The organism is Paenibacillus sp. FSL R5-0749, from assembly GCF_038595085.1.
Taxonomy (GTDB): Bacteria; Bacillota; Bacilli; order Paenibacillales; family Paenibacillaceae; genus Paenibacillus.
In genome coordinates this window covers 2,122,313-2,146,782 of record NZ_CP152005.1, presented here as the reverse complement: position 1 = coordinate 2,146,782, position 24,470 = coordinate 2,122,313, and the positions used below count along the sequence as shown (strand labels likewise).

General features: G+C 45.6%; 14 protein-coding genes and 1 tRNA gene. 5 read left to right on the top strand and 10 right to left on the bottom strand.

The window, feature by feature from the left end:
* Position 1 precedes the first annotated feature (1 nt).
* Entirely contained in the window at positions 2-1,051 is a 1,050-nt protein-coding gene (locus MKY85_RS09655) for an LLM class oxidoreductase (RefSeq protein WP_342572463.1), read from the bottom strand.
* Positions 1,052-1,203: 152 nt separating this feature from the next.
* Between MKY85_RS09655 and MKY85_RS09650 the strand changes: the two genes are divergently transcribed.
* A complete protein-coding gene (locus tag MKY85_RS09650; RefSeq protein WP_342572462.1) occupies positions 1,204-2,622 on the top strand; it encodes a PLP-dependent aminotransferase family protein in 1,419 nt (472 codons plus the stop codon).
* A 121-nt stretch (positions 2,623-2,743) separates the two neighbouring features.
* Here MKY85_RS09650 and MKY85_RS09645 read toward each other — a convergent pair whose 3' ends face one another.
* Together MKY85_RS09645 and MKY85_RS09640 are read right to left on the bottom strand one after the other, a co-directional pair.
* The gene (locus MKY85_RS09645) at positions 2,744-5,185 is read right to left on the bottom strand and encodes a flavocytochrome c (protein ID WP_342572461.1); all 2,442 of its coding nucleotides are present in this window, start codon (positions 5,183-5,185) and stop codon (positions 2,744-2,746) included.
* Between the two features lie 13 nt (positions 5,186-5,198).
* Entirely contained in the window at positions 5,199-5,813 is a 615-nt protein-coding gene (locus tag MKY85_RS09640; protein ID WP_342572460.1) for an NADPH-dependent FMN reductase, read from the bottom strand.
* Between the two features lie 180 nt (positions 5,814-5,993).
* On the opposite strand from MKY85_RS09640, the gene MKY85_RS09635 reads away from it, so the two are divergent.
* Both MKY85_RS09635 and MKY85_RS09630 read left to right on the top strand, forming a co-directional pair.
* Positions 5,994-6,923, top strand: coding sequence for a LysR family transcriptional regulator (locus MKY85_RS09635; RefSeq protein ID WP_342572459.1), 930 nt, complete (start codon positions 5,994-5,996; stop codon positions 6,921-6,923).
* Between the two features lie 9 nt (positions 6,924-6,932).
* On the top strand, positions 6,933-7,871 hold the full coding sequence (locus MKY85_RS09630) for an FAD:protein FMN transferase (protein ID WP_342572458.1): 939 nt from the start codon (positions 6,933-6,935) through the stop codon (positions 7,869-7,871).
* A gap of 105 nt (positions 7,872-7,976) precedes the next feature.
* Here the strand turns inward: MKY85_RS09630 and MKY85_RS09625 are convergent, their stop codons facing one another.
* Positions 7,977-16,019: an immunoglobulin-like domain-containing protein gene (locus tag MKY85_RS09625; protein ID WP_342572457.1), complete on the bottom strand. Its 8,043-nt coding sequence runs from the start codon at positions 16,017-16,019 to the stop codon at positions 7,977-7,979.
* A gap of 449 nt (positions 16,020-16,468) precedes the next feature.
* On the opposite strand from MKY85_RS09625, the gene MKY85_RS09620 reads away from it, so the two are divergent.
* A complete protein-coding gene (locus tag MKY85_RS09620) occupies positions 16,469-20,095 on the top strand; it encodes an S-layer homology domain-containing protein (protein ID WP_342572456.1) in 3,627 nt (1,208 codons plus the stop codon).
* Positions 20,096-20,326: 231 nt separating this feature from the next.
* On the opposite strand, the gene MKY85_RS09615 is transcribed toward MKY85_RS09620, so the two are convergent.
* Together MKY85_RS09615 and nrdR are read right to left on the bottom strand one after the other, a co-directional pair.
* A tRNA-Ala gene (locus MKY85_RS09615) sits at positions 20,327-20,399 on the bottom strand.
* 185 nt (positions 20,400-20,584) lie between these two features.
* Complete coding sequence (gene nrdR, locus MKY85_RS09610; protein WP_036609807.1) at positions 20,585-21,052, bottom strand: transcriptional regulator NrdR; 468 nt, start codon at positions 21,050-21,052, stop codon at positions 20,585-20,587.
* 116 nt (positions 21,053-21,168) lie between these two features.
* Here nrdR and MKY85_RS09605 point away from each other — a divergent pair, with 116 nt between their 5' ends.
* On the top strand, positions 21,169-21,390 hold the full coding sequence (locus MKY85_RS09605; protein WP_017689472.1) for an alpha/beta-type small acid-soluble spore protein: 222 nt from the start codon (positions 21,169-21,171) through the stop codon (positions 21,388-21,390).
* A gap of 82 nt (positions 21,391-21,472) precedes the next feature.
* Here the strand turns inward: MKY85_RS09605 and MKY85_RS09600 are convergent, their stop codons facing one another.
* The 4 genes from MKY85_RS09600 to mutM form a co-directional block, all read right to left on the bottom strand.
* On the bottom strand, positions 21,473-22,036 hold the full coding sequence (locus tag MKY85_RS09600) for a lytic transglycosylase domain-containing protein (RefSeq protein WP_315936545.1): 564 nt from the start codon (positions 22,034-22,036) through the stop codon (positions 21,473-21,475).
* On the bottom strand, positions 22,033-22,629 hold the full coding sequence (gene coaE / locus MKY85_RS09595; protein ID WP_342572455.1) for a dephospho-CoA kinase: 597 nt from the start codon (positions 22,627-22,629) through the stop codon (positions 22,033-22,035). Before coaE ends, MKY85_RS09600 begins: the two co-directional genes overlap by 4 nt.
* Before the next feature lie 9 nt (positions 22,630-22,638).
* The gene (locus tag MKY85_RS09590; protein WP_342573322.1) at positions 22,639-23,457 is read right to left on the bottom strand and encodes an MntP/YtaF family protein; all 819 of its coding nucleotides are present in this window, start codon (positions 23,455-23,457) and stop codon (positions 22,639-22,641) included.
* Between the two features lie 90 nt (positions 23,458-23,547).
* The gene (gene mutM / locus MKY85_RS09585) at positions 23,548-24,384 is read right to left on the bottom strand and encodes a DNA-formamidopyrimidine glycosylase (protein ID WP_339303171.1); all 837 of its coding nucleotides are present in this window, start codon (positions 24,382-24,384) and stop codon (positions 23,548-23,550) included.
* Positions 24,385-24,470: the final 86 nt, after the last annotated feature.

Genomic DNA, 24,470 nt, shown 5'->3' with positions numbered 1-24,470 from the left:
TCTACCACCCTGTAAACAACGACTTAGGACCCACATGCGCAGGAAAGAGTGGCAGAACTTCCTCAGCCAATTCCTGAATCACCTCCACGGGTGGCCGACTCGAAAATTGAATACCAAGTGCAGCGTGATTAACGCCCACCGCTCTCCATTCCTCCAAAAGCTGAATCAGACCTGCCCGTCCTGTACGCAATATGTATCCGCCTCGAAGCGGTGTTCGTGGATAATTAACATCTTCCACCAGATCAATCCATTCGTTCGTCATATGCGGTTTGAACATGCCATTAGGTATTTTCTCACGCCAGGCATTAATCTTACGTCCTAGCATCCGAGGACCGGAGTCATTAGCCGTCGCTTCGGGATAGGTAAGCCAGCCATCACTGTGCTCTGCTATCCAATCTAAAGACTGCCTGCTTGAACCCGTCACCACGAGCGGAATGCCACCTGCTGCGGGCTTCGGGAGCAATTCAAGTCCGCTCATATAACCAAGCGAAGATTGAATAGCGCCAGTTCTATCCTGTGTAAGCTCGCGGAAAAACTCCACCGTCTCTCGGAATCGTACATCGCGATGCTCTCCATCTATCCCATACGCCGGAAACTCAGCAGGACGATCACCTGATGCAATGCCTAGTACAAGTCGTCCGCCCGAAAGTACATCAATGGATGCGGCTGCCTTGGCTAAATCAATCGGATGACGAAGCGTGAAGATCGCACTTCCTGTTACTAGGGAGACGTTTTGGGTTCTTGCAGCAAGGTAGGCCAGATAAACAAATGGATCGAATACCTGTCCGGCGTCTCCAAATCCAGGATCAAATAAAGGGACATCTCGCACCCAAACGGCTGCAAAATTTCGTTGATCAATGCTTTCCACAAGGTTAGCTTGACCTTTTAGAACATCCATGTTTCCTTTATAAAATTGAAGTGGTAAAAACAGCCCAATCGTCAATTGGTCTGGGGCAAACATACGACGGAAACCAGGGTGTTGATTGAAGTTTTCTCCCCCGTGTGTTGACCGATTTTCGGTTCGTTCCATAGCATCTCTAAGTTTGTTCATCTCTTCTCCTCCTGAAACAATGGTAATCCATTATACGGATATCTTTTTAATTCGACCTGAACTGATATAATTGTAACAATCGATTGACCCCATAAATAGTGACAACTCTCAATAAAATAATAGGGTCAGTTTTGGCAACGAGGAGGATTAGTATGATTGAATTGACATTATTGTTGAACAGAGAGTCTGGAGGTCCGTTATACTCTCAGCTTTATCTCTATATTAAGAAAAATATTCTGAACGGAAAATTACCTGCCGATACCCGACTTCCCTCTATTCGCTCTCTATCTAGCCACCTCCACATAAGCCGTAATACAGTGGATATGGCGTATCAACAGTTATTAGCTGAAGGCTATGTCCAGAGTAGGCCTAGAAGTGGCTTATACATAATGGATTTGAAGCTGGAAGCATTGCCCCTATCCAATCTAGTGAGTAAGAAGTGGTTGGATAAAAGTATTCAGGTTAGTCCAGAGATTCGATACGATTTTCGTTATGGTGACGTAGATGCTGAACATTTTCCATTTGCCACTTGGCGCAAGTTATCCAATCAGAGCTTGCTCCAGAACCAAAGGAAGTTATTTTCTTATGGCGATCCTCTTGGAGAACCGGGACTTCGATCGGAAATTGCAAATTACCTGCACAGCTCCAGAGGAGTAAATTGTTCACCCGATCAAATTATAATTGGAGCTGGTGTTCAGTTCCTGCTAGGTGTGTTATCCGGATTAGTAGGTCACGTTAGTCAGGGTATCGCGATGGAAGACCCGGGATATGATGGTGTTCGGACGGTTTTTCAACATAAAGGTCTAAACATTCATCCTATCCCGTTGGAAGCAGATGGACTTCATATCCATAAGTTATACGAAAGCAATGCCCGCATCGTTTACATTACGCCGTCACATCAGTTCCCCTATGGCATGGTCATGCCGCTCGCCAAGAGAATGCAATTACTGAAATGGGCAACAGACCAGGATGGGATCATTATTGAGGATGATTACGATAGTGAGTTCAGATATGTCGGCAAACCGATCCCTTCCCTGCAGAGTCTGGATGCCCAACAGCGAACCGTGTACTTGGGGACATTTTCAAAGTGCCTTCTTCCTTCATTACGTATTGCGTATATGGTTCTACCACAGACCATGTTAGAGTTACACCGTAAACAAGACTACAGATTATATGATCAAACGGTCTCTCATTTTCAGCAGAACACCTTAGAGTTGTTTATGAGTAATGGACATTGGGAAGCTCACATTCGCAAGATGCGAAAAGTTTACCGACAAAAGCAATCCATACTGATCTCAACAATTCAAAAATTGATGGGCTCTAAGGTTACAATCATTGGTCAGGATGCAGGACTTCATATTTTATTGCGTGTACATAACGGGATGGATGAACACAAGCTGATTGGTACTGCTGAGAAGGAAGGAGTTCGGGTCTACCCCGTATCCTCCTTTTGGGCACAACCAGCTCAAGCGGAGCAATGCATGGTTCAGATTGGTTTTGGTGGATTGAGTATTAAGGATATTACAGAAGGAGTATATGCCCTACACCGGGCTTGGTTTTGGGTATGTTAAGAATGAAGCGGGGCCACAAATAAGCCGATCATTTTCACATAGAAAGAAACCCGCAAAACACTCGAAAATCCTTGTGTTAAGCGGGTTCTTTGCATATGAAACATAGAGTCATCTACATTTCTTATTTTACATTCTCTACATCATTCATCTCATCAACAGCCGTTTTACCAGCGATGCGTCCAAACGTAAAGATGTCTGTCAGAGCATTACCACCCAAACGGTTACCTGCATGAATACCTCCTGCTACTTCCCCGGCGGCATACAGATGTGCAATCGGCTGACCATTTTCATCCAATACACGGGTTTGGGTATCGATCTTAATCCCGCCCATCGTATGGTGAACGGCAGGTTTTCTAGGTGTAGCGTAGAATGGAGCCTTCTCGACTTTTAAGCTAAACGTATCCTTATGGAACTCCGGATCAAAGCCCGCATCCACATAAGAATTATACTTATCGATCGTTGTTCTAAGAGTCTCAGGGTCCATCTTGATTTTCACTGCCAGTTCTTCGATCGTATCTGCTCTAAACAGGGTACCTGCTTCGACTTGGCGATCTATCTTTTCCTGGCTGGTGTTCGCTGCGGTTTTCTTAATCTCATCATCAGCGATGAGGTAAAATAAACTTCCTTGCTCAATAGCCGCTTTGGTTAAGACATCTCGACCAGAGAATTCGTTAACGAACCGTTCTCCCTTTTTGTTAACAATGACAAAGTTTTCAGGAGGGACTTGCAGTCCACTGAAGAGTTCGCCCGTTTCCGGATCAGCTACAGGCATCATTTGAGTGAAACCCATGCCAGTCAGTGCCGCTCCGGCACTCTTACCAAGCGATATTCCATCACCTGTCATCGCGTAAGAATTCGTTGTTTTGATATCATCGTCAATATGGCTCCAGTAGGTGTTATATTCTTTGAGCATCTGTGTATTTGCACCAAAACCGCCGCTGGCAAGCACAACCGCTCTGGCATGAACCGTGATTTTCTGGCCATTGACACCCGTTGCAATCACACCTGCAATTTTGCCATCTTCGATGATCAGTTGTTTGACCGGGGTGTCTGTAATGATTTGTCCGCCATTCTCTTCTACATATTTGCTCAGTGCAATGATAAAGGCAGATCCATAACTTTTGACAGGCTTATGTCCACGGCGCCATAGGGCACCAACCGGAGCAAATACGATGCTCTTATCGTATTCAACACCGATCTCCTCCAGCCACGTCACACTTTCCAAGGCACGGTCTGTAAGTACTTTCACCAGATCGTATTGTCCATAGATCATGTCGCCATTCAGATCCGTACGTTTCCCCCCGAAATACGTTTGCATTCTGTGCAGCAGTGGGGAGTCGAATAGATACGCTTTGTCTGCCCCGAACTTGTCCTGATACGCTGCGAACTCTTCTTGTAGTGCATGGAAATCTTCGATATATTCCGGATGAATCAAGCTCTCATCGGTACGTAATAAATTCTCAATCGTCTGTCTTTCCCCTGGATTCTCACTAAACTGTTGTTGCCATATTGGATCTGCTGCATTGACAGGACCACCTGAACGGATCGTGTTCCCTCCAACGGCAGGGTATTTTTCAAGAACAATTGCACTTGCTCCATGTTGTAAAGCGGTAGCAGCAGCACTTAGTCCGGCACCACCTCCACCTACAACGACCACATCGCAAGTGTACTCTTCATCGTCCTTCATCTGGCTGCTGGCAGGTTTTGCACGTCTTTTCAGAATGTCCGGGTTAACTCCGGCCAGCTTAACCGCCTTGGCTACACCGTTAATGACAGCGTTACTGGTTTCGGAAGCACCTGACAGGGCATCCACATTGAGCGTCTGTCCCTCGATAATTTTATTCGGAATTCTTACAAAAACAACATCGGCGATCCCTTCGGTTTCCCCCTTGGCATCAATATCAATACTCTCGATTCGATTTTCACTAAAGGATACTTTCATCGGAAGATTTCCACTATGACCTATGGCATTAACCTCATATACACCCGGTTTATAGGTGAACTCCTCTTCTTCATTAAGCTGATTAGAGATTCTGGCGAAGCGCAGGAACCGCAGGAAACATACCTCCAGGAAATCAATCGTTCCTTCACTGTTCAGATTACCTGATTCGTCAAATGCTTGATGTGCACTTCCAAGTAAAAACTCATATCCTGGCATCACATTAGCTTCAACACCTGGTGCATCCAGGATTTGACGAAGGTGTAGCTGTGCACGCGAAGAGCCTTGTGTTCCCTGTGACGCACCAATGATCATTACGGGTTTGCCTGCAAGCGGATGAATTTCAAAGCTCAACCATTCAAGAATGCTTTTAAGCGATGAAGGGATGGAATGGTTATATTCGGGAGTCGCAATAATGACACCATCACTTGCACTAATTTTTTCATTAAACGTTTGTATGATTTCACTGTTCGTTTGGTTATCGGATTGATTAAACATCGGAACATCTGTAATTTCAAGGATTTCAATGGCTGCTCTGGATTCAAAATGTCCTTTCATGAACTGGAGCAGCTTGCGATTGTACGATTTCTTAGCATTTGTACCCACGATCGCTATGATTTTCATTATAATTAGCCCCCTACTCTTGCCAGGAAAATTTTTTCGTTTTTTTCTTCAAGGTCCTTTTGGACAACAGTTCCGTAGTGATCTCCGTGAACAAAACGAACTCTCTGAAGATTTCTTCCAGCTCCGCAACTTTCGCAGCATCAATAAGTTTACCGCCGGTATCAAATGCACTCTGGGATTTTCCCAGAAGAAACTCGCTGCTAGGCATCATTCTCGCACCCAGCTCAGGCGAATCCAGAATTTGTTTAAGATGCGCTTGCGCTCTGGAAGAACCAAGTGAACCGTGTGAAGCACCCACGATTAGAACGGGTTTATCAATTAAGGATTGCGTCGTGTAACTGATCCATTCCAACGCACTTTTCAGAACGGCAGGGATGGCATGATCATATTCCGGGGTGGCGATAATCACGCCATGGGCTTCGGCAATTCGATCGGATAGGTCTTTTACCTTTTCAGGGATATCAACCTCAGCATCCTCTATGTCATCTTTTTCAATAAAAGCAGGCAAATCCTTGATTTCATATAAATCAATCTTGGCCTCGCTCGAGAAATGCTTTTGCATAAATTGAAGCAGCATACGGTTCGTTGATACATCCGAATTGGTGCCCACAATAGCTAAATAATTCATCGTAATCCCCCTTCTGTCATTCGAAATGATATTCGTACATGTCAGACTCGTTCTTTCGGCATAACTCTAACATATCAAAGATGAAATGATCTAATAGTTATTCATTGCAGTTTGATAACCAATTTGTTATAATCAGCTCAAATTTAAAGTTTGTTATTTTTTTCACAAAGGGTGATGAACATGTCTAAATTAGAATCTCAGGATATCTTATGTTACATCGACAGCCTCTTGAAATACAGTAACTATAGCCGGGCTGCCCAATCCCTCTACATATCTCAGCCCTACCTCACAAAGGTTATCAAGAAAATCGAAATTGAGTTGGGCTGTGAGCTAATCACTCGCAATAAGCTTCCCTATCGATTAACCGAGCAGGGAAAAATATATTATCAGTATTTAACTTCACTCGAAAACAGCTACGCCAAGCTTATTAGGGAAATCTCATATGTATCGGATGTCGGCAATAAGGTGTTACGGATTGGGATTCTTCCCAGCCTTGGTTCTTATTTAACACCCCTTTTTTTACCTGCTTTTGTGGATCTTCATCCTGCTTGTACAATAAACCTTGTTGAGGATCTGCCGGAGAAAAACGAGAAGCGCCTCCAAAATAATGAGTTGGATTTCTGGATTGGTCAAAATTCGAGCAGTATATCCCCAAACTTGAACGCCGTTAGCTGGGGTAGGCACAGGTATCGAGCTGTTATTCCTCGTTGCTGTGAATTGTATCAGAAGCATGTTGCAGTGATTCCGGAGGAAACTTTTGATATCAGTACCATTTTGAATCAAAGACTCATTCTGACGTCCAAAGGCTCTGCAATCCGAAAACAGATTGATCAATTACTTAGTGTGTACAAGATACAACCCCAAATTGTCATGGAAAGTAACGAGATCCGCACGGTACTAAACCTTGCACAACATAATATGGGCGTGACCATTGTACCTGAAAGTGTGCATATCGAGGAGCATGCCTCGGAATACAATATCTATCCCCTTCCGATCGATAAGATCAGTTTGGATTATTTTATAGCACATCATGGAGAAAGAAAGCTGACTAGCGTTGATCATGACCTTATCCATACTTTTCTGAATCATGGACAACAATGTGCAGTGTAGGAGGCTGTCATGAACACTTTTACGAAAACGATCCCTCTCATGGGAACTAAAATATCCCTCTATATCGAAGGTGCACATGCTGAAAAACTCGTTCAGGAAGCAGCGGACATGCTGTTCCATTATGAGAAAGTCTTTAGTGCCAACAGTGATCACTCACAACTTGCTGTGCTTAAAAGAGAAGCCGCAACATATCCGCTCAACGTAGACAAGGAACTGTATGATCTCATCAAAATAGGCAAAGAACACAGTATGAACGAAAATTCTTTTCTGAATATTGCGATAGGCCCCTTAATTAAATTATGGAGAATTGGTTTCAGAGAGGCACATGTGCCAGAGGATTCGGATATCAAGAAGGTTCTGGAGCTCTTGAACCCTGAACATATACAGCTCGATGATGAGCAGCAGACCGTACATTTATTAAGAAAAGGCATGGAGATCGACCTTGGAGCTATTGCCAAAGGTTATTTTGCCGATCAAGTCATGGCATTTTTCAAGAAAAATGGAGCTGTCTCCGCTATGGTTGATATGGGCGGAAATGTGCTTGTTCATGGCGATTCCCCCTCCGGTTCCAGTCACTGGAACGTGGGAATACAGAATCCTTTTTTACCCAGAGGCAATGCAGCCGCACTCGTTAGCATCAGGGAACAATCCGTCGTTACCTCCGGCATATATGAGCGAGTTTTAGAGAAGGCAGGAACGCATTACCATCATATATTCAGTAGTAAAACAGGATATCCCATCGAAAGTAATATTGCTTCGTTAACGATTATTGCGGACAGATCGTTGGACTGCGATATCTATACGACAGAATTGTTTGGGTTAGATGCGATCTCCATTATTCATAAAGTAAATCAAATGAAGCATATCGAAGCTGCCGTCATTACAATAGAGGGTGACCTGGCCTACACCGACAATCTTAAGGGAAGAATCCATCCGATATCCGGGTAGAGTGATGAGATTGTTGACACTAGGTAAAGATATGCAAAAAAACGCTACCACAAGAAGTGGTAACGTTTTTAGCTTTGTTATTCCTTAATGCACGGAGTACGTTGCCTACATCAAACCCAACACATTATAGATCATTACTGCTGCTTCTGCACGGCTGGCATTCTTCTTTGGTGCAAACTCATCGTTACCTACACCGCTAATTATGCCTGCTGCCTGTATTGCCTCTACCGCTTGCTTCGCGTAGTTTGCGATGTTTGCTTCATCCTTGAAGGCAGTAGCTTCACCACTTGCTAACGCTAGTTGCTTTATTTGGATCGCCTTGTATACCATAACCGCCATATCTTCTCGCGTAATGTTCTCATGAACTCCGAATGTTCCACCTGGTTTCCCGTTCACAATCCCCAGCTTATGCGCGGTTGCGATATTACCGTGGTACCATTCGCCTTGCTTCACATCACTAAAACTTGTCGATGCGCGCTCATCCGATAACGCCAACATATTCATCAGCATGGTGATGAATTCTGCTCTTGTCACTTGACCCTTCGGATTAAACTCGCCGTCGTCTACACCCTTCACTATGCCTCTTGCTCCCAATCCCGAGATCGCATCCTTTGCCCAGGCTTGAGTCACATCCTGAAAGCTCGTTGCAACATACGCTACCGTATACTTGCTTGCATACGTTGGCTTGAACTCTACTTTTCCTGTCACTGCATTGTATTTACCATTCGTCACCACGCGTAGCTCTCCGTTGTCCTTCACATCGTATACGATGACGTTGTTTGGATTTTCGGCAGCTGTTAGGTTGTATGGCAATGCAATCACGAGATCATCTCTGCCATCAAACGCTGTAAGCTTCTTACCATCAATCGTTAACTCGATATCGTATACGAATTCACCGTTCAGCTGAGCTTGTGCACTAGTTGACAATTGATTAGCTGTTATTTTCTTAATCGACAATCCTAACGTTTTCCCCGCACTTGTTCCTGTTCCAAGCAGTTCGGTTGCCACGGTTACGACTGCCGAGCCTGTGTTGATCTCGATGCGATCTACGGTAGACGTTCCACTTGTTAAGCGTGCATCTACGGCTAGCTCAATCGTTAGCCCGTTCAAGCTTTGATCATCTTCGACTCGCACCCGTAGCTTACCGCCTGTCGTTTGATCAAGCGCACGCCTCACCGTATCTGCACTTACATTCACGTTAGAAGTACCGCTCTCATTTACGACTGGCTTAAAGGTTATTTGTCCGTTGTCCATCACCACTGGCTCACTTCCACCTGGAGTTGGTGGTGCTGTAGGTGCAGGAATATCACTGCCACCACTTCCATTACCACTGCCTGGTGCTTGTGGTGTTCCATCAACCAATGGTGTTACCGTTACCGTAGCGCTGGATGATAAACCACCATCTACTGTGGTGACTGTAATGCTTGCTGTTCCTGGTGCCACAGCGTTTACTTGACCTGTCGCAGTTACAGTGGCTACAGCTGGATTACTGGAGCGCCATGTTACTGCTTTTTTCGTTGCATTAGCTGGTAATACGGTAGCTGTCAATTGCCCTGATTGACCTTCTACGATGGACAATGTCGTTTTGTCCAAACTAATTCCGCTAACAGGTACGTTCTTCCCACTTAGTGCATCATATTCGCTTTGTTTAATCGGAATAACCGTTCCGTGACGCGGACTCGCAGGTAAATTGTAGTTGGAAGATAATGTCCAGACTCCTGATGCAAGATTGGTTGTCTCGAATGGAACATAACCTCTTCCACCAAACTCATCTACGAATAAATACCATTTTTCATCTGTATTTGATTTGAAGATCGTTGGACCCTCAACCCATTTCATGTTACCCACACCTTGATTAATCATCTTGAAGGCTGGATCCAAGATCGAGTCACCAACCTCTTGGAAGATCATCTTGCCAAATGGAGCAGAAGCTCCGTTGTCCTGCTCATCCTTCGTAAAACGATACACTTTTCCATCATGCTCAATCATCGTTGTGTCAATGATGGAATATCCATAATCCAAATATACTTGCGGTTCAGTAAACGTATAGAAATCTCTTGTCTTGCTATACATCATTTTTTGATATGCACTGCCTGTATGGGATGCATCATCAAACATTCTTGATGCCCAGAATACGATATATTCACCTGTAGTCTTGTCGTACATTATTTCTGGTGCCCAGGTATTACCCGCTTCCTCCGGTGCAACCTCTACCATTCGTTGATCTGTCCAGTTGACCAGATCATTCGATTCCCACACCATAATGGAACGACTGCCCCATGTCTGCGCTTTGCCCCAGTCACCATTGCCGTTAATTTTCAGATCAGTAGCAATCATGTAGAACTTGTCACCTTCAGGCGAACGAATAATGAATGGATCACGTACTCCCTTCTCCCCTAAGCTAGAGGTCAATACAGGTTTACCCTCATTCAATTCTCGCCAGTTCAACGGATCATTACCGTTACTTAGTGCAAAGTGAACTTGCTCACCTGTTGAAGTACCTTCTCCAGTGAAATATGTGAAGAAGTATCCCGCATATTTTTCATCAGCAGGCCGTTCCTTCACCTTCGCCATAAATTCCTTTGTAGTGGATGCTGAATTTAATGTAATCGTAGCTGTGAGCTTCACGTCTACATCTCCACTACCATGCGCCGGACGTTGTACTTCACCAGTCACTGAAATGACGTTTGGTTGAGCAGAAGCCCAAGTAATGGTTGTTCCATATAGTCCAGATTTCGGTAAAGAGAGATGACCTCTTACATCACTAATGTTATGAACGACTAGCGCTGCTTTTGCTTCATTTACAGAAGCGGCATCGCTTGGCAATGCCTTAACCATCAACGTAAAGGTTTTGTTAACTGTCTCTGTGCCATCTGTAAATACCGCTGTTAACGTTACAACTTGATCGCCCGTTGCGTTAGTTGGTCTGGTTACAGCACCTGTAGTTGAAATCACATTGCCCTTATCTGAAGTCCAGCTTATTGTTGTGCCATAAGCGCCTGATGTTGGCAAGGTTACATTGCTCATGATCGCATCTTTGGATGTATTCGAGCCAAGAAGATCATGAATGGTTAATTTCTCTTTCGCAGCCGATACAAACATGCCCTTCATCGAAGCAATCTTCTGATCTGCACGAGCCATCAGTGATGCAATATCTGCTGCTGTCATCGCACCATCAAAGATTTGGAAGTCTGCAATCAACCCGCCGAAGTATGGATCAGCCGGATAAAATGACTTCCCAATGGTTCCACTACTGCCTGAGATATTTTTTATTTGTTCTAACGTCATACCATTTGTTGAGCCTGATGCAACAGCAACTCCATCAATATAAAGCGTTAGTGTACCATCCGTGCCTGAAACAACCGTCGTAACCACTTTCCATTCATTGTTCTTCAAGCCCGTGGTCGAAGTTGAAGACTCATTATTCCAGGCATTGGTCGCGATACCTAAACGGGCCAGACCGTTAGCGTTATAACGTGGTGTGAAATACGTATAGTGCGTATTATTGTTCGGTCTTCCTAAAGCATATAACCACTCCGCAGCGTTTTTACCGCTCCAGTTCACAATGGATGAAACGGTCATATCCGTTAATCCATCGAGAACTCCTGGTGGCAGCTCTACATAGGAGTTTGTGGTGCCCCCAGTAAAGCTCAGCACACCCGCATCTTCTGTACGAATCCATTCTGCCTTAGACGGATTGATCCATTTACCGTTGAAGTTTCCTGTTTGGTCAATAACCGTCTCATGATCGATATCATTCATATTGTAGTGGAGAATGAGTTCTGCCCCAGATGGCTGCTCTACTGGAGGAGTAACGTCTTCATTAGCTAAAGTTGCAATCTCTTCACCGGATAACGCACGATTATAGATACGGAAATCATCCAATTTACCATCAAATAGACTATGAGAGCTGTTTCTCGATTTACCAATATAATTCATCGTTGTTTCCAGTAACATTCTCGGCTCCACGTTAAATGTCGAGCTGCGTTTAACCTCTTGACCATTCACGTACAATACGGCATCAAATTCATCCATTGTAATGGCAACATGCTGCCAAGTCTTCGTTGGTAATAGTCCAGCATTTCTCACTGCATATTTATAATCTGATCCGAGTTTCGTGCTGTCATTGCTAAATTTCTCTGTAAAAGGGGTTACGACAGCGAACTCTACACTTCCTGTATCCCCTTGTGTACTCAAGTACATCGTATTGCGGTTCACCTGTCTGCCTGTTTCGGAAGCAAAATCAAATATTCTTTGATTGGTCTGATTTCGATCCATTTGAACCCATGTAGAGAACGTTGCCTTCTCCAGATTCAAGGATTGAATCAAGTGATCTGGCAGCTTCACATATCCTGTTGATCCATTAAGCTCTAATGCACCACCCGTTTTACCGATCCGATCTTCTTCATTAATCGTTGCTCCACCTACGAGTGTTGCGTGATAGCCATTACCAGAAATGTCATTCAACGTTGTACCATTCACTGTATCTGCATCGAATGAGTAATGTACAACCGGATCTGTTGATGGCGCTGGACCTTTCCATGCATATTTCTCTTGCAAAGCATTATACTCTGCACGTGAGATTGGAATTACCGTCCCGTGTCGTGGTCCTGGCGGAAGTGCATATTGATCACTACTTAACACATTGTTTATATATTGCGTGCTACTGTCCAAGTCTGTTGTATATCGTACATGATATGGCCATGAATCAAGGAACAGATACCATTTGTCTTTATGAATATCTTTAAAAATCGTTTGTCCTTCGTTATTGCCATTTTTTCCGATCAAGCCAAGTTTGTTATCACGTGTACCCGGAACTGCGTCGTATTGAAGGCCATTTGCTGCAATACCGTCTTTGTCATAATAGAACGTTGGGGCCTTCTCCACATACACTTTCGTATTTACTTCTGATTTGGTGAATCGGTACAACATATCATTATGCTCAATAAACGTCGTATCAATGGTCGGAAGTGACTCATCAATCATGACCTTTGGCTCTGAAAAAGTGTAAAAGTCTCTTGTTGTTGCGTAGTACATCACATTGTACTGACCTTCAGGTCTTCCGTTATAATCACCATATGTCTCTGTGTTTTTCATTGATGATGCCCAAAATACGATATACTCACCAGTTACCGGATCATAGATCGCTTCTGGCGCCCACGTATTTCCTCCCGTCTTGGGAGCAACCTTGATCATTCGCTGCTCGCTCCAGTTCACGAGATCCTCTGACTCCCAAACCATCATGTAATGACTGCCTGTCATTTGAGCTTGATCAAAATTTGTACTTTCACCCATTTTCAAATCCGTTGCCAGCATATAGAACTTATCGCCTTCTGCTGACCGAATAACGAATGGATCACGAAGTCCCTTTTCCCCCATATTCGATTGCAGGATCGACTTTCCATTATTCAGCGCTTTCCAGAACAATGGATCTTCCGCTGTAGCGAAGGAGATCTCTTCACCACCCTCATATTCACCTGTAAAGTACGCAAAGAAGTACGCATCAGGCTTTACTGGCGCAGCTGCTTTTTTAATTGTAACGTTAAACGTTAGCTCTTTCGAAGCTGTACCATTCGTAATCGTAGCGATTAGCGTAACGGGTATATCCGTAGTTTGACGGCTCACCCAGCCTAATTGTGTAGCGTTACCAGCCGCTTCAGCCGTTCCTTTAACGACCGCCGGCCTGCTGGATGTCCATGTAATGGCGGAGCCTTGTTCACCTGTAGTGACAAGACGTAAGTTCCCTTTAACATTGTCCGCGTTGTAGATCTCTAATTGTTCAGCGTCCAGATCAACCTTCTGCTGATCATCGAATTGCTTCAAGATCGTAACCGGGAATACAGCCGCTCTAGATACGCCTTGATACGTTAAAGTAGCGGTAAGCTCTGCTTGAACATTACCTGCTTCAACAGCAGGACGTTGTACAGTACCACTGTTAGAAATGACCGTAGGATGACTGGAACTCCACGTGATGTTTACGCCGTTTTTACCACTCGTCGGTAAGGTAAGGTCTTTCGTTATCTTGTCAGCACTCTGATCTGCCCCGTCTAAGTAATGACCGATGTCAAGTTGATTCGCTGCATCATCAACAGTAAGCTGACGTATTTTGGAGATGTGAGTTGCTGCTTCTTGTTGATATAACTCGCCCATTTCCTGCTCTGTCAACGCACGATCATATACTTGGAAATCAGCCACGCTACCTTGAAGGTATGGATCGTTCGCGAAGATGGACTTACCGATAAAGCCAGAAAACGTAGCATCCGGATTAATAATGTCTGACAACTTTAGTCCCTTCGTATTACCTGAAGCAACCTTAACTCCATCAACGAATAATGTGATCTTGTTGCTAGCTTCAGAGAAGGACACCGTTACATGCTTCCACTGTCCACCGATCAGGTTGGAGTTTGCGCCACCTGTAACTAAGGCTTCGTTCGGCCAGCCATTTTTGGAGATGCCTGTAGCAATCATATTGCCTGATCCACTACCGTGACGCGGGGTTACGAAAAAATATTTGTTCGTTTCCGGCGTTAACACCGTACCCAAACCGAAAATCCAGCGATTCGTACCGTCATTCGTCCAGTTTACGATGGAAGATACGGTAATCTCATTCAGACCTTGTAATAGATCCTGTCGATTAGAGCCCTTCGGAATCTCAACATATCCACTGTTCGATGTAGAGCTTCCACCATTAAATGAAATAAAACCAACTTCACTATTTGAAATGAACTGTCCATTGTTTGGATTTTTAAATATTCCATCAAACGTAACTGCCTTGTTGGCAACATCCTTTAATACAAGTTGACCGTCTACTTCTTCGGTCATTTTCATGTTGTAATGAAGAATAAGATCATCTTTAAGTGATTTTCCCTTAACGGTAACGGCTGATGTAGCTGTAAACTCTCCATCTTCAGTCTGTACCGTAATTGTGGCATTACCCTCACTAACCGCTGTAACATTACCCGTTGAATTGACAAGCGCTACACTGGAGTCACTAGATGTCCAGACGACTCTTTTATTGGTTGCATTTGAAGGTGAGATTGTAGCCACTAATGTCTCGCTGTCCCCCATGGATAAACGAAGTGCAGCTTCATTAAGCGAAACCTCCTTAACGGCAATCTGCTCCACAGTAGCACCTTTAGGTAGTAAGGTAACCACGAACTCCTTCGTTGCCTGGCTTCCACCTAAAGAAATGGTTGCAGTTAACGTCACTTGTTGCTCCATTTCTCGTAAGGTCACTTCCCCAATTGTACTAACCGCACTCTCATCACTGGAAGTCCACGATATCCATGCGCCATACTTATTGGTAGAAGGAAGTTCAAGAGATTCTGTCACGGCAGATATATCACCTAACGTTAGCTCTATTTTTCCTTGTTGTACTTGCTTTTCATTAAATGATTGTTCATATACTGCCGCGATATCTTCATTATTTAGTGCCTCTCCGTAAATTCTCAAATCTTGAAAGCTGCCCGCAAAAGTAGCATCCCCTGAATAATTGGAGCGACCGATGTATGCTTGCAAATCCGTACCAAAGCTGGCTGTTGTTTTCTCTTTGGCGGCCGTGCCTATACTTACACCGTTAATGTAACCTGTAATAGAGCGTTCTGTGATGACCGTCGTATAGTGAACCCATTGACCTTGATATTGTGAGGTAGAAGCGCCTGATACTCCAATCTCAGTTGTCCAAGGCTGGTCCACATTATTGCGATCCGTAAATACAGACTTGAAATCACCACTTGGGTTCGATGGATTAAACAGCCAATAGTTCGTTGGTAATTTATTTTCAGCTGCTGGGGTACCGTAGAATAATGCGGAGTAGTTTCCGCTCCCCGTGTTATTTTTGATCCATACAGAAATCGTTGTATTTTCTTGATGATCAAACAATCCAGTAGGAAGCTGCACGTAGTTCGTAGTACTATCTGTTCCTCCAGGTAAAGTAAGACCATCGGCATACGTAATGTTGCCTACAGCCGTTCCATGTTTGCCATTACCGGATGTATCCTGTACATCCTCAAGCAGTGGATAATGCGCCAACATCATTGGTGTTATGGGGTCCGCTGAAGCTTGATTGTTAAATGGCAGAACAAAACTCAAACAGTTATTGAAGGTCAAAAATAAAACTAACGTTATGATTGAAATCCGCTTTCGCATAGCATTCTTCCCCTCGTTTAATATTCAAAAGCACACAATCCTTATTTCACCTTTAAAACAAGACCACCTCGCTCAAGGAGCTAAAGAAACACCCTGATATGAATGCGCTTACATTTCTCCTCATATTACGTCTTCCACCCTTCCAATTCAATGTAGTTTCTTGTTCATAAGGTGGATTTTTTTATTGCAATTTGAAATGAATGCAAACTGCGACACCATTCATATGAAGCAATCTACATGTACAGATGCGTACAAGATTATCAAAGCAATAAAACGGCATCTCTGCCGTTCTGGATGTATACGTATGGTTTATGTGTAAATTAAAGGATTTAACTCCTGATAGACTTAATATATATAGTTGGACGCTTGTCATATTGACAACGTGTCCGAATAAGATGTCGGTAAGCCGTGGGCGAACCGGATCAAAAAAATAAGGAGGATTTTCATTTATGCCAAAACGATTTAGCAGAATGCTCGCATTCCTCTGTTGCTTGGTCATGGTAGCGTCGCTAATGCCTACCAGCTATGCTGCCGCCACTGACAACATCGAGAACGCAGAAGCGAATGAAACACCCACCGCCATTTTTGGAACTCCCGAACTCGGGTCAAATGATCCCCTCTGGGACCAAACCATGGAGCATCACATCAACAAAAGCACGGTACCCACCGACCCGAGACCCCATGCCACGGGCACAGCAAGAATCCTTTGGGATCATGACTACCTGTATGCCCGCGTAGTTGTGAATGACAGTAATCTATATCAGGGAGCTGGCGCAGATCATCGGTATGACAGCCTGGAGTTTTATGTTGGTACCGGAACCAGCGGCTCAAATCAATGGCGAGTCAGCTCGACGGGTGTGTTTTCAGGGCAGGCCGCTCCAGGCAGGGCTGCATGGACCCAGATTACGGAAACCGGATACATCGTGGAAATGAGAATACCCAAAAGAAATTTGACCTTTGAGGAGGGACAGCTTACCTTTGAGGTCTATATTAATAACTCGACAGAAAACGGCGGTGACCGCTATGAAGTCGTTTCCTCTTTTGGAGTTCCAGACGCAGCTTACACCAGCTCTGATTCATTTACAGACAGCCTGCAGCTCATCCCAGCCAATGAATTAGACACCAGATTATCAATTACCGCCACTGCGGGACCGGGCGGCTCAATCATGTCGAACCCACCCGGGGATGTTCTGAGAGTAGATCGGGGCTCTAACAAAGAAATTACGTTTGCCCCCGATTACGGCAAAATTGTGGATACCGTAACAGTAGACGGCCAGACCGTGACTCTATCTGCTGGCACTTATACCTTTACGAATATTGAGGCTGATCATGCCATTCATGTGACATTCAAAAACGATCCGGACGCGGGGATACTTCCCTTTATCGTATGGAATGACAACTTCGCCAGTGGCGAGTACACAACGGCTGTTATCATTGATTTAGGCGAGGGGAAGTCGGCGTTAGGCTCCGCGCTTAATCCGGATTTATTTGCCTTATCGGCTAGGAACACGACCCTGAACGGCGAAGCAGTGACCTTTGAAGGACCACGCAAAATCACAAGGGTATACGCTAATGACGAGCCAAAGGTACGCGGCTATGTCGGGCCGATTAGCCATTCACCAGATTATCAGGACGGACTGACGAGCGGTCGTTACATCGTTGTTGAGTCTGAGTTTTATTCAGAGAGCGGCGGCAGTACAACGCTGGATGGCAGCAGTAACTCGACTAGGCAGGTCTACACCCTTGTTCAAAAGGGCGAAATCGTACTGACAGAAGGGAATTCGCTTCACAATGTGGTTTTTGAACAGGAAAAAGTGGTGAATCCAATCCTCGATAAATTTACAACATTCACGGACAATTCGGTCAATCGTTCGCTCTACCTTCACAAGGATGAAGACGGTAACGTGATGAAAGGATTGCCGCTGTATGTATATACCCACGGCATGTCACGCGGCGGCACAAACGCTGCGACAGACCAAAAAGCGGCCATGAAATCCGCCAACGGCTCCGTCGCTTTAATGAAAAAGATGGAGCAAAATCCCGATAAGTACGCCAGCCATATACTGAATCTTTCCTATAATGGCGTATCTGTTCCCTCCACAGAAAATGTTAAGAAGGTCATAGACGCCCTGATTGCCAGCGGTGAAGTAGATCCTAACCGTATTTACGCTGCAGGCTTCTCATGGGGTGGCCAGTATACGAATAACTTAGTTAATAGCTATCCCGGCTTCTTCGCTGCCGCCGCACCTATGGCCCCGGTAAGCGGTTCCCCGAACGCTAAAGACAATGACGCTCACAACACCCTGGCCTATTGGATGTTTTTAAATGCTCATAATGTTGGTAGCTACCAGACGAACCTCAATAACTTCATCAATAACAATATGCCAAAAATGGTCAACGCGAGGGCTTCGCGCTTTGAGAGTAATGAGGCTCTTACGTGGCCCTACAATCAATTTGATCAGCCGAATCTGAGGCCGAATCCGGCCAACACACCTGTTCTGGCTGATTATATAGCACATGAAGTTGAAGCGGCGGTGCTTTATAACCAGATCACTATGGGGAATTGGAGCATAGCTCCCACGGCGCAGTCCTCTAACTTGCCGGCTTGGAACAACGATTACACAGACGTCTTTGATTGGATGTTCGTGCAGAGAAAACCGTCCGTGCCTGATGCACCGAGTGGCTTCAAAGCGACAGCGGGTGACGGACAGGTCACATTGAGCTGGAATGCTCCTGCTGACGATGGTGGCAGCGCGATATTGGGCTACAAGGTATGGTATGGAAATGTAACACCGGTTGCATTGGAAGCGGCGGAGACCAAATATACCTTCAACAATCTGACAAACGGCCAAGGCTACAACTTCACCATCATCGCGGTGAACGCGAAGGGAGACGGCGCGGAGATCAGTGCTACGGCGACACCGATGAAGACGACGACTCCCACTGTACCTGATTCTGGCGGCAATACGGGCAACACCGGTAATACAAGCAACGTTGATAATTCAAGCAACACCGACAATACAGGCATCGGGACAGACCCTGGAACCGGAACCTCGAAGTCGACCTACACAGTGAATACACCGAAGGATAAACCCGCGGTCACAAACAAAAATGGCAACACCACCCTCCCCGGTGGCGGCGAGATTGCGACCAAAGGCGGGACGAAGATTAAGGTACCCGAAGGCACATCGATAGACGCAAACGGTGAGGTAACCATTCCGAAAGACAAAAGCGCCGAAGTGACACTACCTGGAGGCATCAGCACAGTGATCATTTCGGGTGGCTCAACGATCGCGAGCGACGGTACAGTCATAGTAGGCGGTAAAGACGCGCATGTGAACCTGTCAAACGGCAACCAGGTGCATCTCCACGGTGGATCGAAGATACGGAGCAGCGGAGCGGTTGTGGTAGGACCGGACGGAGCAAGAGTCGGTTTAAACAACGGCATGTCACTGAACATCCGTGAGGGTACGGAGCTGGTGTTCGATGATGCCACCCCACTGGGCTTCCTCGTGATAACGGGCAACCCTTTCAGGGATGCCAACATGGAAGACTGGTTCTACAACGATATAAATTTCGCCTACACATACGATCTTTTCAACGGCACGACGTCCACAATGTTCTCACCGGGCAGCGCAATGACGCGTGCAATGTTCGTGCAGGTACTGGCCAATCTTGAGAACGTAAACCTCTCCAGCTACACGAGTTCCCGCTTTAATGACGTGACGGACGGACAATGGTACACCGCGGCAGCCGAGTGGGCGGCCGAAAAAGGCATAGTCAACGGTACAAACGCAGACCTGTTTGACCCCAATTCGCCGTTAACGCGCGAGCAGCTGCTGGTGATACTTTACAACTACATGAACTACAAGGGCTATGAGATACCTGAAAGCTACTCTAAACCCTTCACGGATCAGAGTGAGATCAGCTCCTGGGCGTTGGAGGCCGTTCAGACGCTTCAAGGCAACGGCATTGTATTAGGCAAACCGGGCAACTTTTTTGTTCCCAAAGCCACCGCCACCCGCGCCGAAGTAGCCACGATCTTTGTAAGGTTTGTTGAATATCTGGCTAAGTGAAAGCGTATACAGAATTAAGGAGACCCCTCCCGGTTGGACAATATCAAGCCGGATGGGTCTCCTGTTTTCAAAATGCACTTTTTTTGACAACTCCCCGGTCAGGACTTTAAACCCTCGATTTTTGGTATTTAGAATATACGTCCCCAATTCCTTCTACTTCATTAATCATGTTCTGATTTATTTCACCACATAAAAAACGCCATCACACTAATGTGATGGCGTTCTTCGTTATGGAGCCTAGGGGGATCGAACCCCTGACCTCATCGCTGCCAGCGATGCGCTCTCCCAGCTGAGCTAAGGCCCCAGGATATGAAATAGATAACTTGTCCAACACTGCTAACGTTCCACAGGCGACTCCTATATCATATAAAATCCAGCTTTCGCTGTCAATCAATTTTTCAAGATCCAAAATGATTGGAGAAGAACAACCGATTTCACTGGTACACATGGACTGGAACTCCAGACTGCTCTTCTCCCTTTCCCACTTCACTAATCCTCCAGATCGTCTTTGGACAACAGGGATTTCAGTTCTTTCATGAACATATTGATATCTTTGAACTGACGATATACCGACGCGAAACGGACATACGCCACTTCATCGACTGGAAACAACTGTTCCATCAATAGCTCACCAATCTGACGACTCTCCACTTCAGCATCAGCTGTATTACGCAGGGATTTCTCGACTTCAGATACCATCATCTCCAACGTCTCAACGGAGACTGGACGTTTCTCACAGGCACGAATAAGCCCGCGAAGAATCTTGTCCCGGCTAAACTCTTCCCGGCTGCCATCTTTCTTGATAACAATCAATGGAGTTTCTTCAATCATCTCAAACGTTGTGAATCTTCGGGCACACTGTTCACACTCCCGGCGACGGCGAATGGATTTCGCTTCGTTGGCCGGACGCGAATCAAGCACTTTGGTACCCATATAACCGCAATAAGGACACTTCAAATCAGATCACTTCCCACGTTTTACTTTTTACCACATATTCCCTGTCTTGATTTTGTAATGAAAAATGCATTGCCGAGACATAATACTTTTACCAACTCACGAGGAGGTGAACAGCAATGGCACAAAGCAACGGTAACTCCAACAACCTGGTGGTAACTAAAGCTTCCGCAGCACTCGAGCAAATGAAATATGAAGTTGCTCAAGAACTCGGAATCAGCATCCCACAAGACGGATACCAAGGTAACATGACTTCTTACGAGAACGGTTCGATCGGTGGATACATCACGAAGCGTCTGGTAACAATTGCAGAACAGCAATTGGCAGGTCAATACCAATAATATCTGCATCGTAATACGCTACACAGAGGAGCATGGAGCGGCCGGTGAACAACCGGCCTGCTCTGTGCTTCTACTTATATACTTAGAACGTATTATAGATCTTTACATACTGATTATAATAATAAATGACCCTTTGTACATAGTGACGCGTCTCACCAAACGGAATATCCTTTACCGTATCGAACGAGCCATCCCATACACCATCTCTGAGCCAACTATTCACTTTTCCTGGACCCGCATTATAAGCAGCGATCATAACCGCTTCATTGCCACCAAATTGATCGGACAGATTGCGCAGATACCATGTGCCTAACTGAATATTTCGTTCAGGCTCGTGCTTCAATTCCTCCAGTGAAGTGTCGGGAATTTTGGCTTGTTCCAATATCCAGTTGGCCGTGTCCGGCATCAGCTGCATGAGTCCAATGGCACCTCGTTTGGATTCCTTGCTTGTCTTGAAATTGGTCTCCACTTTGATAATGGAAGCAATCAGAAACGGATCAACCTCATAGCTCTGAGATTGGGCACGAATCTCTTCCTTATAATGAATCGGATAGAACCATGCCATCCAGTTTGTATTCAGAAATAACACCAATACAAAGGACACAAACATCAACAGCAGTACTCGTTTCTTGCGCAATATTCTCATAACAAACCCTTACGCTGTAGATATGAGTCAATTTGCTGCTCCGTCTCAGTCCATAAACCGCTGTTATCGATGACAATGTCAGCCAACTGCTTTTTGCGCTCAATATCCATCTGTACATCCATCCGTGCCTCAGCGTGCGCTGCAGTCATTCCATCCCGACTCATCAAGCGATCTCGTTGAACCGCTCTCGGTACATAGACAACCATGACTTCCTCAAAGCCGTCTTCCAGACCCGATTCGTAGAGCAATGGAATATCAGATACCACAAGTTTATCCGGATGTTGCAACGCATATGCAGCAGCCCGTTCACGCATCTCTTTACGGATCGCCGGATGTGTGATAGCCTCCAATGCCTTTCGTTCCTCTGGTTGTTGGAAAACAAGACTTCCAAGCTTTTTCCGATCCAGTGTTCCATCTTCGTTCAGTATGGCTTGTCCAAACCGCTTAACAGCGGCGGCCAACACGGGATGCCCGGGCATCATAACTTCCCGGGCAATAACGTCTGCATCGATGAGCAACGCTCCCTTACTGGCGAGATAGGCGGAAACACTGCTTTTGCCTGTCGCGATCCCGCCGGTTAAGCCTATATTCATCGTTTCACCTCATAACAGCTTCATTATTCCCATAATCATTAACAATAGTGCCGGCAATACAGAGAGTCTTCGCATCCAGCGCAGGGCTGAGAATCGTAGTCCAACCTTCATGCCAAGTGACAGAAACGCCCCACTAAACAGGGCAATAATGAGTGCCGTCCAGAGCGTGGGGAATCCCAAAAGAGCCGCTCCCAGGCCTGCTCCAAACGCATCCAGAGACAGGGCAATCCCCAGCCACATCGCTTCCTGAGCAGATATACTTCCCGAGTTATCCATATCCGCCTTGGAAGGGCTGCGAAGGATCTGAATGACGACCCCCAGCTTACGGAGCTCCAGTGTAAATACCATTCGTTCGAGAGAACCACCCGTAGCCGATTGCTCCAGATCCAGTGCAAGCACCTGATTCCTGCCCTTGGAATCCGGCAGCGTCGCTTGTACGTTTCCCATCGCGTTAACCTTTGTTTCTTCTGTTCCCTCATCCGTTCCGTTGCCTGTTTCCAGCTGTTCTTTTCCTTGCTTTCGAATAAGTTGCAACAGTGACCATGCACCAATACCTATCAATATAACGGCGCCCACAATGGAAGCGATATCCGGTGACACGACATGGGACAACAGCACACCAACTTGCATCGACAAGGCAATAACCAATCCCGAACAGATCGAAATAACAGCGATAGATAACAGGGGAATCTTCGTCCTCCGTAACCCATATGTAATCCCGACTCCAAAACCATCTAAACTAAGCGCCAAAGCAAGCGCCAGCAATGAAATAAAATGATGCAGCACCCCGGACTCCTCCTCTGTGCGGTACTCGTGCCAACTGAAGATGCCAGTATGGGTATACGCCCGCTTATTTCTGCCATATCAGTATATGGAGGGAGGAATCCAAGGGTGCTATGATTTCATCATTTCGTTCATTCAGTTCAAGTTCAGCGGCTGACAGTTCGGACAAAAATGCGTACCACGACCACCAACCACCGTTTTTTCAATTAACGTACCACATGTTGCACAAGGCTCCGATTTGCGTCCATAGATTTTCAGTTGATGCTGGAACATGCCCATCTCACCCTGTCCGTTCACATAGGATTTGATGGATGAACCCCCTGCATTCACTGCATCTTGCAACGTAGCCACAATCGCTTCATGAAGCACCGTTAACTGCGCCTCGGTCAGAGTTTTGGCGATGGTCTCAGGATGGATGCCGGCGCGAAATAGAGCCTCGTCCACATAAATATTCCCGATACCCACCACATATGCCTGATTTAACAACACAGCTTTAATTTTGGTTGTTCGCTTGCCCACCGCCTCACGGAATGCGGTTACCGTAAAGGCCGGATCAAGCGGCTCCAATCCCAGCTTCAGCAAAGGTTTCGATATCAGTTCCTCACCTGTATTAAACAGATGCATCGTACCGAACTGGCGTACATCCTTATAACGCAATTCCGTACCATCATTAAAATGGAAGATTACATGTGTATGCTTCTCCACATCTTCATGCTGCTCGTACACGCCGTACCTTCCTTCCATCCGCAGATGGGAGACAAGCACCAGCCCGTCCAGCAAAATACGCAAAAACTTGCCTCGTCTCTCCACGCCAATTACGGTATGTCCCGCGAGTTCCATTGCAAATGCATCTATGTCGTCCGGCCGCTGAATAATTCGCGGCAAGCTAACGGTCACATGATCAATCGTTTTGCCCACAATAAGTTGATTCAATGTTCTTCTGACTGTTTCGACTTCCGGTAATTCCGGCATGATGTTCTCACCTCCCCTATATTATAACGGAAGATGGCGCTCAGCGGGACCCTTTTCTTATATCTCTAACATGGAAGGTCCGATTG